The sequence below is a fragment of the Pseudomonas sp. S5F11 genome, from assembly GCF_019641515.1.
Taxonomy (GTDB): domain Bacteria; phylum Pseudomonadota; class Gammaproteobacteria; order Pseudomonadales; family Pseudomonadaceae; genus Aquipseudomonas; species Aquipseudomonas rhodesiae.
Window position 1 is genome coordinate 5,689,429 of record NZ_JAIFJZ010000001.1, and the last position, 13,623, is coordinate 5,703,051.

Genomic DNA, 13,623 nt, shown 5'->3' on the forward strand with positions numbered 1-13,623 from the left:
GCGGGTTATGGGTGCGTTAACCTGGGTGCGAGGTGTCAACGGTACATTGGGGTACGTGGCGCCGCGAACGGTGGCCAACAGAATGCGGCGTGTGTTCATGACCCCGCGCGAATTGCCGCCCCGTGATTGGGAGTTGCCGCTGCTGGCGCAGGCGCAGCGTGTCACGTTGCGTTTCGGTTTGTCGGCGCTGCGCTGGGGCGAAGGGCCCGCCGTGCTGCTGATGCACGGCTGGGAAGGCCGGCCAACCCAATTCGCCAGCCTCATCAATGCGCTGGTCGACAACGGCTACTCCGTGATCGCCCTGGACGGCCCGGCCCATGGCCATTCGCCGGGGCGTGAAGCCCATGTGCTGCTGTTTGCCCGAGCCATGTTGGAGGCGGCCGCCGAGTTGCCGCCGCTGCACGCGGTTATCGGCCATTCCATGGGCGGGGCGAGTGCCATGCTCGCCGTGCAATTGGGATTGCGCACCAATGCGTTGGTAAGCATTGCTGCGCCGTCGCGCTTTCTGGATGTGCTGCGCGGCTTTACCCGTATGGTGGGCCTGCCGACGCGGGCGCGGCTGGCATTTATCCAAGAGGTCGAGCTGACATTTGGTATGCCACTCAAACATCTGGATGTCGCTCACTACGATATGGCTATTCCCGGGCTGATCGTGCACGCCGAGGACGATACGTTTGTGCCCGTCAAGGCCGCCAAGGCCATCCACGAGGCCTGGTTCGACAGCCGCTTGCTGCAACTGGAGCAGGGCGGGCATCAGAAGGTACTGGCCGATCCACGGGTGATCGACGGTGTGCTGACGTTGTTGGCCGGCGCTCGGTTACAGGAGCGACAAAGCGCCTGATACACTGCTGCCCCCTGACATTAATCGACCGGGAGCAGCGCATGGGCTGGGATTTGGCAACGCCGTTTATCATTGACCTGCAGGTCGCCCCTGAAGACATTGACGGTCTGGGGCACGCCAACAACGCAGTGTATGTCGCCTGGCTCGAACGCTGCGCCTGGCGCCATTCGCAGCGCTTGGGGTTGGACCTTGCCGAGTACCGTCGATTGGATCGTGCCATGGCGGTGGTGCGTCATGAAATCGACTACCTGGCGGCCGGGTACGAAGGCGATGAGTTGCAGTTGGCCACCTGGATCGTCGATTGGGATCAGCGTCTGAAGATGACCCGCCGTTTCCAACTGGTCCGCCCCCGGGATGGCGCCACCTTGCTGCGGGCGCACACCACATTCGTCTGCATTGAGCTGTCCAGCGGCAAGCCCAAGCGCATGCCGACGGAGTTTCTCGATGGCTATGGCCCCGCCCTGACAGGGGGTTAACGGTTGCAGTGGGAAACCCAGTAAACTGCGCCACGATTTTTCTTGAGTGTTTTCCATGCAAATTGCTTTGGCGCCCATGGAGGGGCTGGTCGATAACATCCTGCGTGACGTGCTGACCCGCGTCGGCGGGATTGACTGGTGCGTGACCGAATTCATCCGCGTCAACGACCGCCTGCTCACTCCAGCCTATTTCCATAAGCTCGCGCCTGAACTGCTGCACGGTGCCCACACCGCTGCGGGTGTGCCATTGCGTGTGCAATTGCTCGGCTCCGACCCGGTTTGCCTGGCGGAAAACGCCGCGTTGGCCTGTGAACTGGGCTCCGAAGTGATCGACTTGAACTTCGGCTGTCCAGCCAAGACCGTCAATAAATCGCGCGGCGGTGCCGTGCTGCTCAAGGAACCAGAGCTGCTTAACCAGATTGTCGAGCATGTGCGCCGCGCGGTGCCGGCGCATATCCCGGTGACTGCCAAGATGCGCCTGGGCTTCGACAGCCCCGACGGTGCGCTGGTATGCGCCACAGCCCTGGCCGAGGGCGGCGCCGCCCATATCGTGGTGCACGCCCGTACCAAGACCGATGGCTACAAGCCGCCCGCGCATTGGGAGTGGATTCCTCGTGTGCAGGACGTGGTCAAGGTGCCGGTGTTCGCCAATGGCGATATCTGGAGTGTTGAAGACTGGCGGCGTTGTCGCGAAGTCAGCGGCGCCGAAGACATCATGCTCGGCCGTGGCTTGGTGGCGCGTCCTGATCTCGCGCGGCAAATCGCAGCTGCTCGCGCAGGTGAAGACGTGGTGGAAATGTCCTGGGCACAGCTGCAACCGCTGCTGCAGGATTTCTGGGTGCAATGCGTGGCGCAATTGACCGAGCGCCAGGCGCCAGGTCGCCTGAAGCAGTGGCTGGCGATGTTGACGCGTAACTACCCCGAAGCGGTGGCGTTGTTTGCCGCCTTGCGGCGTGAGACATCGCTGGAGCAAGTCAGTCTTTTGCTCGGTGTGGCCCATCCGCCGGTTTATCAGCCCTGACGGAGGAGTGGGGCGGCGGTATGGCGTGAATGGCTGCATGTTTCCAGGAAATGCTCCGTATCGAAAGATGCGGGGCATTTTTTGTTTATGGGCGGCATCAATGGGGCGGCGTCAAGTGAGATGTATTTTTTATATTTAACCAAGCTGATGTATCGCCGGGTGTCTTTTTATTTAAGTTCATACACATGTGTCAGTTTGTCTTGATTTGTCTCTTGCGAGGCTGTTAGCAGAATCAATTACTGGGCGGTATCCGGAATTATTTCGCTGAGTTGCGCGCGCGTCGATTTATTAATATGTATTTCCGTTAATGCCTTCGCTTGGCGGCTTGATTCGCGGACTTCCGATAAAAGCCATGAGGCATTATCTGAAAATTCGGTTTGATTTCCTTATATGAAATGCGATTCAAGGAACCCGACAGCGTTATTTTCCACGAAAGTAGGGACTGTGAAGCAGCCTTGTTGCTTGCTGGTCAATAAGACTATTGCTTTCCTGTTCCTATAACGGGGTCAGGTTGCGTTAATTGAGGAATTTATGAATGTCTCTAACGATCAATAATCCTACTTTTGTAAAACCTGATACATCGATTCTCGATCAACCGTCGTCCAAGCCGACGAGCGCTGATGCTAAATCCACCCCGCCTAGTAGCACTTCCCGTTCCGATGTTTCGACGACGCGCTTTGAAAATTCTAGCGTTAAAAATAACGAGTTGATGTTCAGTGCGGGTGCACTCTTTAAGATGTTTGACATGATCGAACAGTTCTTTAGGTCTATGCGGGAAGTGTTTGTTGGGCGAAATAATGCGCCTGATCTTATGTCTGGTTTGAAGCATTCGCCGGGTCTTACGCCGGACGTCACCAAAGCGCCTGTGAAGCCGGATGCTGCTGACCAACCGGCGACGCCAGGCGCAGATAAGCGATTGGTAAAGCCGGATATGGAAAAGCAATCGGTGAAGCCGGATGCTGCCGCCCCATCCGTGACACCAGGCTTGGAAAAGCGTCGGGTAACCCCTCAGACAACGGACCTCTCCGGTAAGGCTGACGCAGAGAAGTCGATGGTTTTAGCGGACGCCCGCAACACCCCAACACCGGTGATGCCGCAAGTGCCCCGGCCTGAGGTCGCAGTGACCAACGATGCAAAGGCGAACGTACAGGTGAATGTCAACGTCAGCCATTGTCACTGCCCCGACCACGGTGTATTGCCTGATAGTGGGATCAGGCCAAGGGTTGTCCCAGGCGTGCGCGTTGGGCCCAATCCCGATGTAACGCCTGGCGTAACGCCAAAACCCGCGCCGAGAGTTAAGCCTGAGGTGAAACCGGACACGAAGCCAGACGTGAAGTTGGAAGTGAAACCGGACACGAACCCGGCCGTGAAGTTGGATGTGAAACCGGACACGAACCCGGCCGTGAAGTTGGATGTGAAACCGGACACGAACCCGGCCGTGAAGTTGGATGTGAAACCGGACACGAATCCGGCCGTGAAGTTGGATGTGAAACCGGACATGAAGCCGGCCGTGAAGTTGGATGTGAAGCCGGACGCGAAACCCAATGTGACGCCACCCGTCAAGCCGGACACCCTCGTCGAAGTTAAACCTGACAAAACGGAACCTGATTTGACCAGCCCTGGCCCAGCGGAAAATACATTCGATAACAGGGACTGGCGTTTCAATAGGCGGCCTGCATTCAGGCGTTGAAAACAACAGGCTAGGATCGTTCACGTAAAACAATGACTTCTCCGGTGTCGGCTCGGTTCGGTGAGGTCATTGTTCAAGGAGTCAGTTATGCCATGTCCTTTAATTAATAATGTTGCGCGTGTGATAGATGTGCGTCAGGTCCTTGGTGTTGATACTTTCAATGCAGTGAATGAAGACGTCTCGCACGGTTCTTCCAGAAATAACATAAAGTTTGATGCGTCGCCCAGCGCCGTCGCGAATGTAAAAAATAGTGCTGTCCAAAATGCGGATGCGGTCAATTCATTGGTGGCATTGTTTGCTTCATTTTTTAACCAATTAATTGGCTTGATATCCAATAAAAAAGAAACAGCCGTACCTGACGTTCCACGTCCCCCTGACGTTCTGCCAAAGGTCGTACCTGATCCGACACCGCCCGCTCCCGGACCCGCCACGGATATCCCGGGTCTTTCAAGCAAGCGTAATGGTGCCAAGCCGGAGAATATTTGGAGTGGTTTTCGTCAGGGCCCCGATGGCAATTGTGTCACTGTCTCGGCGATTAAGGCGGCGATGCATCGCTTCGGTCAAAGCCCAACGGATATTTATAAAGAGGTGAAAAAAACCAGTACGGGTTATCACGTGGTCATGCGGGACGGCTATGAACTGACCTTGAGCGACCAAGAGTTGAGAGAGGGCGCACAAGGCGCGAAGTTTATTGGCCCGGACAAAGGAATGCTCAAGGATGCGCAGTTTCTGTTTGCGGTGAGCGCCAAGCGTGCTCAACGGGACAATAACGACGGCACGGCGGGCAGGAGTTACCGTGCAGCGATCCACAGCTTGAACAACGGTGAGGATGAAACCATGGCAGGTGAGGGGTTTGAACGGCTTGGATTGAAAAAGCACATGAAAAGAGTCTCCGTGCGTGAGCTCGCCCGTGGACAAATAGGCATGTGTAATCGAGCCGGGCATTCGGTGGCGGTTATCAACGGACGTGAAGAGTTGTGGGGGCGACAGGGTTCGACACCGAGACGGGGCGTTGCAGTAGCCTTGGTCTAGGGGTCGCTTACCTGCGCTGAAGGGCGGGTGTCGGCTATACCAGCAGCCGTCTGAAGCCTTCGATCGGCAGCGGACGACTGTGTAAATACCCCTGGTACAAATGGCAGCCCAGCATCTGCAGGAATGCCAGTTGTTCAGGGGTTTCCACGCCCTCGGCAATCACCTCCAGATTCAAACTGCGCGCCATGGCCACAATGGCGCGGATGATTTCGGCATCGTTGGGATCGTGGGTGGCATCGCGGACAAACGATTGGTCGATTTTCAGCGCGTCCACCGGCAAGCGCTTGAGGTAAGTGAGGGATGAATAGCCGGTGCCGAAGTCATCCATCGCAAAGCTCACGCCGAGTTTTTTCAGGCGGCGCATCTTGCTGATGGTGTCGTCGAGGTTCTGGATCACGATGCCTTCGGTGATTTCCAGTTTCAGCAGGCTGCAGGGCAAGGAGTGCTGCTGCAGACTGCGCTCCACCCGCTCGACAAAATCGCTCTGGCGGAACTGCCGCGGGCTGATGTTCACGCACAGGCTGAAGTCCAACGGGTCGATCTTGCCCTCCTGAAGCAATTGCCCGAACGCCGCGCAGGCCTCGTCGAGAATCCAGGTGCCGACTTCAAGGATCAAGCCACTGTCTTCCAATACCTTGATAAATTCCGCCGGCGACTGCGCGCCCAATTGCGGGTGCTGCCAGCGCACCAAAGCTTCGGCGCCGACGATACGGTTGCCGCGCGCGTCCACTTGCGGCTGGTAATGCACGCTGAACTCGCCGCGGGAAAGGGCCAGGCGCAGGTCGGTTTCCATGCGCAGCCGTTCGCTGGCGGTCTTCTGCATGCTGTTGTGGAACATTTGCGTGGTGTTGCGCCCCGAGTCCTTGGCGCGGTACAGCGCGATGTCGGCGCGCTTGAGCAGGTCGGCCGGGGTCGAACCGTGGTCGGGGATCAGCGCCACGCCGATGCTGGGAGTGACTTGCAGGCGGTGACCGTCCAAAAACATTGGCTCCGAGAGCAACTCGCGCAGGGTATTGGCCAGGTTCTGAACCTGATGGCTGACTTCGTTGCGTGAGCCTTCCAGACCGCTAAGCAACACCACGAACTCATCGCCGCCCAGGCGCGCCACGGTGTCTTCCATGCGCACGCTGGCTTCAAGCCGCGCGGTGACGATTTTCAACACGGTGTCGCCCACCGGGTGGCCGAGGGAATCGTTGATGTGCTTGAAATGGTCCAGGTCCAGAAACAACAGCGCTCCGCGCAGGTTGTGGCGCTTGAGCAATGCAATCTGCTGGCTCAGACGATCCATCAGCAGCGCGCGGTTGGGCAGGTTGGTCAGTGGGTCGTGATAGGCCAGGTGGCGGATCTGCGCCTGGGCGTTTTTCAGCAGGCTCACATCCCGCGCCGTCAGCAGCAGGCACGGGGTTTCATTCAGCGTAATGGGCTCCACCGAGACTTCCACTGCCAGTAATTCGCCGCGTTTGTTGTGCCAGAGCATCTCCAGATGATGGATGCGCCCCTTGATCTGCAGCTCGGCCAGCAGCGCCGAGCGTTGTTTGTCGTCGGCCCAGATGCCGATCTGATAGAGGGTCAGACCGATGGCCTCTTCAGCACGGTAGCCGGTCAAGCGGCAGAAACCATCGTTGACTTCTACATACCGGCCGGTGTCGCGTTCGGTGATCGAGATAGCGTCCGGGCTGGAATGGAACGCCTTGGCGAACTTTTCTTCGCTGGCCTTCAACGCCGCCTCCGAACGTTGTTGCTGGGTGATATCGCGCAAGGTCGTGACGATGCACGGTTGCTCCCCCACTTTGATCAGGCGGCTGGAAATTACACAGGTGAGGCTGCGGCCGTCTTTGTGATGGGCCACCACCGCCACATTGTTCAGCGCTTGCTCGCGGATTACTCGCTCGATGCGCTCAAGGCGCTGGCTCGAATCGTTCCATAGGCCGATTTCATCGGCGCTTCTGCCAATCACCTCGGCGACGCTCCAGCCGAAGGTCTGGGTAAACGCCGGGTTGATCTCGATGAACGCGCCGCTATCCAGGCCGGTGACGCAGATTGGGTCGGGGCTGGCCTGGAACAGACTGGCGAATTTCTCTTCGGAGGCGCTCAGGCGCTGTTCCCGTTCGACCTGGTCAGTGATGTCCAGCAGGGTACCGGCCATGCGCAACGGCGCGCCCTGGGCGTCGCGGTACAGGCGGGCGCGGCTTTCCAAATAGCGTGAGGAGCCGTCTTCCATCGGCACGCGGTAGGTCAGCTGATAGTTGCCGGCCGGGCCTTCGCGCAGGGTGCGGTAGGCATGGCGCATATTTTCGCGCTCTTCATCGGGCATGCCTTCGAAAAACGCATCGAAGGACTCGTGGAACGGCTCCGGCGGCAGGCCATGCAGTTGGGCGGCGCGGGCCGAGCCGTAGAGCATGCCGCTGGGGATGTGCCAGTCCCAGGTGCCCAATTGCGCGGAATCAAGGGCCAGGTCGAGACGCTCTTGGCTATCCTTGAGGGCGTCCTCGGCCATTTTGCGTTCGGTGGTGTCGAGGAACGTGCTGATCAGGTAGGCCTCACCGTCCAGTTCGACCTTTTGGGCGCTGAGCGTGCCGTCGTGGATCTGGCCGTTACTGGCGCAGAACTGCACTTCCATGGTGATCGGTTCACCCTTACGCTGGGTGGCTTTGACCAGCTGCGCGCGTTGTTCGGGATGGCGCCATAGGCCCAGCTCCAGGGTAGTGCGGCCAATCGCATCGGCCAGGGGCCAGCCGAACAGCATTTCAAAATACTGGTTGGCTTCGCTAATCAAGCCGTCGGCCTGGCGGGTCAGCAGCACCATGTTCGGGCACAGGTGGAACAGCGTGGCGAAGCGCTTTTCGGAGTGGCTGAGGGCGCGCTCCCGCTCGCGCTGCTCGGTGATTTCGCGGATCACCCCGATCATGCGGCCCCGTCCGGTGTTATCCGGCACCACACTGCCGTTGATCTCCAGCCAATGAAAGCTGCCGTCTGGCCACTGGATGCGGTGGTGCATGGCTTGCTCGAACGGCTCGCCGGCCAAGACTGCGTGGAAGGCGCGCACCACCCGGGAGCGATCGGCGGGGTCCAGCAGCTCCAGGTATTCCAGGTCCTTGGGCAGTGGCTGGCGCGGGTCGAAGCCGAACAGCGCCTGGGTGCCCCGTGACCAACTGATGCGCCCGCTGTCGATTTCCCAGCACCATGCGCCCAGGCGCGCGGCATTGAGCGCCGCCAGCAACTGCGGGGCGCTCTCCCAGCTTTGCTCCGCCTCACGCGGGTCGAGGGCGTAGATGCGGGGCAGCGGTGGCATGGAATCGACGGGGGTGCGCATTATCAAAGGGCCTTGGCTCACTCAATGGGCAAACAACGCGGTCCAGCTCAGTAAACCGGACGCACTAGGTCATGCCGATATCCCTGGGAGATCGACCTGTGCATCCAGCAAGCTCATAAAGGCCCGCGCAGCGTTCGACAGCGTCCTTTCGGTGTGCACGATATAGCCTAGCTGGCGACTGAGCTGTATGCCTGGCAAAGCGACACTGGCCACCTGATCGTCCAGCATGGTACGCGGCAGCACGCTCCAGGCCAGGCCGATGGACACCATCATCTTGATAGTTTCCAGGTAGTTGGTGCTCATCGCGATATTCGGCGTGAGCCCCTGAGCCTCGAACAAACGGCTGACAATATGGTGGGTAAAGGTGTTACCGCCAGGGAATACCGCCGGGTGGCCGGCAATGTCGGCCAGGCTGACAGGGCTATCGCCGGCCAGGCTGTGTTCCGGCGCTACCACGAAATCCAGCGGATCGTCCCAAACGGGGGTGGCGCGCACTAGATGATGAGGGTCGGGCGCCAGGGTGATCACCGCCACTTCGGCACGGCCATGGAGGATTTCTTCGTAGGCCACTTCTGAATCCAGAAACTGAATATCCAGGGCCACGTTAGGGTACTGCCGGGTAAATGTGCGCAGTACCGGCGGCAGGCGATGCAGGCCGATATGGTGGCTGGTGGCAAGGGTCAGGCGCCCGCTGACTTCTCCGGTGAGGTTGGTGAGGGCGCGGCGCGTGTCGTCCAGCACATTCAGAATCTGATACGCGCGCGGCAGCAGGGCACGCCCGGCTTCGGTCAGGCCGACCTCGCGGCCTAGCCGGTCGAACAGCCGCACGTTGAGCTGTTGCTCCAGGCCAGCAATGCGCTTGCTGATGGCGGGCTGGGTCAGGTGCAGGCGCTCGCCGGCCCCGGAAAAGCTGCCAGTCTCGGCGATGGCAATAAAGGCATTGAGGTTGGCCAGGTCCATTGTTGTATTCCAGTTGGTAATCCAAAGCATAAAAAATATGAATTTGAGTTATTTAATGTAGCGCCATACCATCAGCCTCACAAGCCAAAGGGTTATTGATACGTCTCAAAACCCGGGGCATAGAAAGACCGCTGATGAGGACCGACTGATGGCCGGCAAAACGCTTTACGACAAGCTTTGGGATTCCCATGAAGTGAAACGGCGCGACGACGGTTCGTCGCTGATCTATATCGACCGTCACATCATCCATGAAGTGACCTCGCCCCAAGCGTTCGAAGGCCTGCGGCTGGCCGGGCGCAAGCCTTGGCGCGTCGATTCCATCATCGCCACCCCGGATCACAACGTACCGACCACTCCCGAGCGCAAGGGCGGCATCGACGCCATCGCCGACCAGGTGTCGCGCCTGCAGGTGCAAACCCTCGACGACTATTGCGACGAATATGGCATCACCGAGTTCAAGATGAATGACGTGCGTCAAGGCATCGTGCACGTCATCGGCCCGGAGCAGGGCGCCACGCTGCCGGGCATGACCGTGGTGTGCGGCGACTCCCACACCTCCACCCACGGTGCGTTCGGCGCGCTGGCCCATGGCATCGGCACTTCCGAAGTGGAACATGTGTTCGCCACCCAGTGCCTGGTCGCCAAGAAAATGAAGAACATGCTGGTGCGCGTCGAAGGCCAATTGCCTTTTGGCGTGACCGCCAAGGACATCGTGTTGGCTGTGATCGGCAAGATCGGCACCGCCGGCGGCAACGGCCATGCCATCGAGTTCGCCGGCAGCGCCATTCGCGATCTGTCCATCGAAGGCCGCATGACCATTTGCAACATGTCCATCGAAGCCGGTGCCCGCGTGGGCATGGTGGCGGCGGACGAAAAAACCATCGAGTACGTCAAAGGCCGGCCGTTCGCCCCGCAAGGCGCCGACTGGGCCGCGGCGGTCGAAGCCTGGAAAGACCTGGTGTCCGACGCCGATGCGGTGTTCGACACCGTGGTCGAGCTGGATGCAACCCAGATCAAGCCGCAGGTCAGTTGGGGCACTTCGCCGGAAATGGTCTTGGCGGTGGATCAGAATGTGCCGGACCCAGCCAAGGAAACCGACCTGGTCAAGCGCGGCTCTATCGAGCGCGCCCTGAAGTACATGGGGTTGACCGCCAACCAGGCGATCACCGATATCCAGTTGGATCGCGTGTTCATCGGCTCCTGCACCAACTCGCGGATCGAAGACCTGCGCGCCGCGGCGGTGATCGCCAAGGGCCGCAAAGTCGCCTCGACCATCAAGCAAGCCATCGTGGTGCCGGGCTCGGGCCTGGTCAAAGCGCAAGCCGAGGCCGAGGGCCTGGACAAGATCTTCCTTGAGGCCGGTTTTGAATGGCGCGAGCCGGGCTGCTCCATGTGCCTGGCGATGAACCCGGACCGTTTGGAGTCGGGCGAGCATTGCGCGTCGACCTCCAACCGTAACTTCGAAGGGCGTCAGGGCGCCGGTGGCCGTACCCACCTGGTCAGCCCGGCCATGGCCGCCGCTGCTGCCGTCAACGGTCGTTTCATCGACGTTCGCGAATTGATCTGAGGAATACCCGATGCGAGCTTTTACCCAACACACAGGTCTTGTCGCGCCGTTGGACCGTGCCAACGTGGACACCGACCAGATCATCCCCAAGCAGTTCTTGAAATCGATCAAGCGCACCGGCTTCGGCCCCAACCTGTTCGACGAGTGGCGCTATCTGGACGTGGGCTATGCCTATCAGGACAACTCCAAGCGCCCGCTGAACAAGGATTTCGTCCTCAACGCCGAGCGTTACCAGGGCGCCAGTGTATTGCTGGCCCGGGAAAACTTCGGCTGCGGTTCCAGCCGTGAGCACGCGCCGTGGGCCCTGGAAGAATATGGCTTTCGCAGCATCATCGCGCCGAGCTTTGCCGACATTTTCTTCAACAACAGCTTCAAGAACGGCCTGTTGCCGATCATCTTGAGCGACGCCGAAGTGGACGAGCTGTTCCAGCAAGTGGAAGCCACTGTGGGCTACCAATTGACGGTGGACCTGGCCGCGCAGACCGTGACCCGTCCGGACGGCAAGGTGTATCACTTTGAAGTGGATGCCTTCCGTAAGCACTGCCTGCTCAATGGGCTGGACGATATCGGCCTGACCTTGCAGGACGGTGATGCGATTGCGGCGTTTGAAGCCAAGCACCGGGCCAGCCAGCCTTGGTTGTTTCGTGACGCGTAAATTGATGTAGGCAGGGCCGGCTTCATCGAGGGCAAGCCCCCTCCCACCTTTTGAGTTGTGAATACATTCAAATGTGGGAGGGGGCTTGCCCCCGATAGGGCCGGTACCAGCAACACAACCCTTGAAGGATGCCACCATGACCGCCACCGCCCACACCCAAGTCGTGCAAAAACAATTCGGCGAACAGGCCTCGGCCTACCTGAGCAGTGCCGTGCACGCCCAAGGCACCGAATTCGCGCTGCTCCAGGCCGAGCTGGCCGGGCAGGGCCATGCACGGCTGCTGGACCTGGGCTGCGGTGCCGGTCATGTGAGTTTCCATGTGGCTCCATTGGTCAAGGAAGTCGTGGCCTACGACCTGTCCCAGCAGATGCTCGACGTAGTGGCCGCCGCCGCGCAGGAGCGCGGTCTCACCAATATAAGCACCGTAAACGGTGCCGCCGAGCGCTTGCCGTTCGCCGATGGCGAGTTCGATTTTGTGTTCAGTCGCTATTCGGCCCACCACTGGAGTGACCTCGGCCTGGCCTTGCGCGAAGTACGCCGGGTGCTTAAACCTGGGGGCGTGGCGGCCTTTGTCGATGTGCTGTCACCCGGCAGCCCGCTGCTGGACACTTACCTGCAAACCGTCGAAGTGCTGCGCGACACCAGCCACGTACGCGATTATTCTGCCGCTGAATGGATGCGTCAGCTCAGCGAAGCCGGTTTGCACGTACGCAACAGCAGCCGCCAACGCCTGCGTCTGGAATACACCTCTTGGGTCGAGCGCATGCGCACGCCACAAGCCTTGCGCACCGCGATTCTTGAGCTGCAGCAAGCGATGGGCCAGGAAGTGCGCGATTACTACGAGATTCAAGCCGACGGCACCTTCAGTACCGACGTGCTGGTAGTGTGGGCCGAGCGCTGATTAATTTTTCCGACCTGTCCCGCGGATGGGTCGCCCGATGAAATGAGGCAAGCATGAGCAAGCAGATTCTGATTCTCCCTGGCGACGGTATTGGTCCGGAAATCATGGCCGAAGCGGTCAAAGTTCTGGAGCTGGCCAACACCAAGTACAGCCTGGGCTTCGAATTGAGCCACGACGTGATCGGCGGCGCCGCCATCGACAAGCATGGCGTGCCGCTGGCCGATGAAACCCTGGAACGTGCTCGCGCCGCCGATGCCGTGCTGCTGGGCGCAGTGGGCGGACCGAAATGGGACAAGATCGAACGCGACATCCGTCCGGAGCGCGGTTTGCTGAAGATCCGCGCGCAACTGGGCCTGTTCGGCAACCTGCGCCCGGCGATCCTTTATCCGCAGCTGGCTGATGCGTCGAGCCTCAAGCCGGAGGTGGTGTCGGGTCTGGATATCCTGATCGTGCGTGAGCTGACCGGCGGTATCTATTTCGGCGCCCCACGCGGCGTGCGCGTGCTGGACAACGGCGAACGTCAGGCATACGACACCTTGCCCTACAGCGAAAGCGAAATCCGCCGGATCGCCCGTGTCGGTTTCGACATGGCCCGCGTGCGCGGCAAAAAGGTCTGCTCGGTGGACAAGGCCAACGTACTGGCGTCCAGCCAACTGTGGCGCGAGATTGTCGAAGAAGTCGCCAAGGACTACCCGGACGTGGAACTGAGCCACATGTATGTCGATAACGCCGCGATGCAGCTGGTGCGCGCGCCCAAGCAGTTCGACGTGATCGTCACCGACAACCTGTTCGGCGACATCCTGTCCGACCAGGCCTCGATGCTCACCGGTTCCATCGGCATGCTACCGTCGGCGTCTTTGGATACCGACAACAAGGGCATGTATGAACCTTGCCACGGCTCGGCGCCGGACATCGCAGGGCAGGGCATTGCCAACCCGCTGGCGACTATCCTTTCGGTGTCGATGATGCTGCGTTACACCTTCAACCTGAGCGACGCGGCGGATGCCATCGAGAAGGCCGTGAGCCTGGTCTTGGATCAGGGCTTGCGCACTGGCGACATCTGGTCGCAGGGTTGCACCAAAGTCGGTACGCAAGAAATGGGCGACGCAGTAGTCGCCGCGCTGCGGAATCTGTAATCTCTCGGGCCCGCTTGCAGTTGTTGCTGCA

The 13,623-nt window shown here is 59.9% G+C and carries 11 protein-coding genes; 9 read left to right on the top strand and 2 right to left on the bottom strand.

Annotated features, from left to right (window positions below):
• The first annotated feature begins 7 nt into the window (after nucleotides 1-7).
• The 5 genes from K1567_RS25810 to K1567_RS25830 all read left to right on the top strand — a co-directional run bounded on the left by K1567_RS25810 (nucleotide 8) and on the right by K1567_RS25830 (nucleotide 5,060).
• On the top strand, nucleotides 8-841 hold the full coding sequence (locus K1567_RS25810; RefSeq protein ID WP_034114445.1) for an alpha/beta hydrolase: 834 nt from the start codon (nucleotides 8-10) through the stop codon (nucleotides 839-841).
• A 41-nt stretch (nucleotides 842-882) separates the two neighbouring features.
• Nucleotides 883-1,317: a thioesterase family protein gene (locus K1567_RS25815; RefSeq protein ID WP_034114443.1), complete on the top strand. Its 435-nt coding sequence runs from the start codon at nucleotides 883-885 to the stop codon at nucleotides 1,315-1,317.
• Between the two features lie 55 nt (nucleotides 1,318-1,372).
• A complete protein-coding gene (locus tag K1567_RS25820) occupies nucleotides 1,373-2,338 on the top strand; it encodes a tRNA-dihydrouridine synthase (protein WP_034114440.1) in 966 nt (321 codons plus the stop codon).
• A gap of 535 nt (nucleotides 2,339-2,873) precedes the next feature.
• The gene (locus K1567_RS25825; RefSeq protein WP_220698985.1) at nucleotides 2,874-4,028 is read left to right on the top strand and encodes a hypothetical protein; all 1,155 of its coding nucleotides are present in this window, start codon (nucleotides 2,874-2,876) and stop codon (nucleotides 4,026-4,028) included.
• 87 nt (nucleotides 4,029-4,115) lie between these two features.
• Entirely contained in the window at nucleotides 4,116-5,060 is a 945-nt protein-coding gene (locus tag K1567_RS25830) for a hypothetical protein (protein WP_177329684.1), read from the top strand.
• Nucleotides 5,061-5,094: 34 nt separating this feature from the next.
• Here the strand turns inward: K1567_RS25830 and K1567_RS25835 are convergent, their stop codons facing one another.
• Nucleotides 5,095-8,373 (bottom strand): PAS domain S-box protein, encoded by a 3,279-nt coding sequence (locus tag K1567_RS25835; protein ID WP_034099180.1) that lies wholly within the window; start codon nucleotides 8,371-8,373, stop codon nucleotides 5,095-5,097.
• A gap of 69 nt (nucleotides 8,374-8,442) precedes the next feature.
• A complete protein-coding gene (locus K1567_RS25840; RefSeq protein ID WP_034114436.1) occupies nucleotides 8,443-9,333 on the bottom strand; it encodes a LysR family transcriptional regulator in 891 nt (296 codons plus the stop codon).
• Between the two features lie 148 nt (nucleotides 9,334-9,481).
• On the opposite strand from K1567_RS25840, the gene leuC reads away from it, so the two are divergent.
• The 4 genes from leuC (at nucleotide 9,482) to leuB (ending at nucleotide 13,592) form a co-directional block, all read left to right on the top strand.
• Nucleotides 9,482-10,900, top strand: coding sequence for a 3-isopropylmalate dehydratase large subunit (leuC, locus tag K1567_RS25845; RefSeq protein ID WP_034099176.1), 1,419 nt, complete (start codon nucleotides 9,482-9,484; stop codon nucleotides 10,898-10,900).
• Nucleotides 10,901-10,910: 10 nt separating this feature from the next.
• On the top strand, nucleotides 10,911-11,555 hold the full coding sequence (gene leuD / locus K1567_RS25850; RefSeq protein ID WP_034099174.1) for a 3-isopropylmalate dehydratase small subunit: 645 nt from the start codon (nucleotides 10,911-10,913) through the stop codon (nucleotides 11,553-11,555).
• A gap of 136 nt (nucleotides 11,556-11,691) precedes the next feature.
• Nucleotides 11,692-12,456, top strand: coding sequence for a class I SAM-dependent methyltransferase (locus tag K1567_RS25855; RefSeq protein ID WP_040268881.1), 765 nt, complete (start codon nucleotides 11,692-11,694; stop codon nucleotides 12,454-12,456).
• Between the two features lie 53 nt (nucleotides 12,457-12,509).
• Nucleotides 12,510-13,592 (top strand): 3-isopropylmalate dehydrogenase, encoded by a 1,083-nt coding sequence (leuB, locus tag K1567_RS25860; protein WP_034099170.1) that lies wholly within the window; start codon nucleotides 12,510-12,512, stop codon nucleotides 13,590-13,592.
• Nucleotides 13,593-13,623 lie beyond the last annotated feature (31 nt).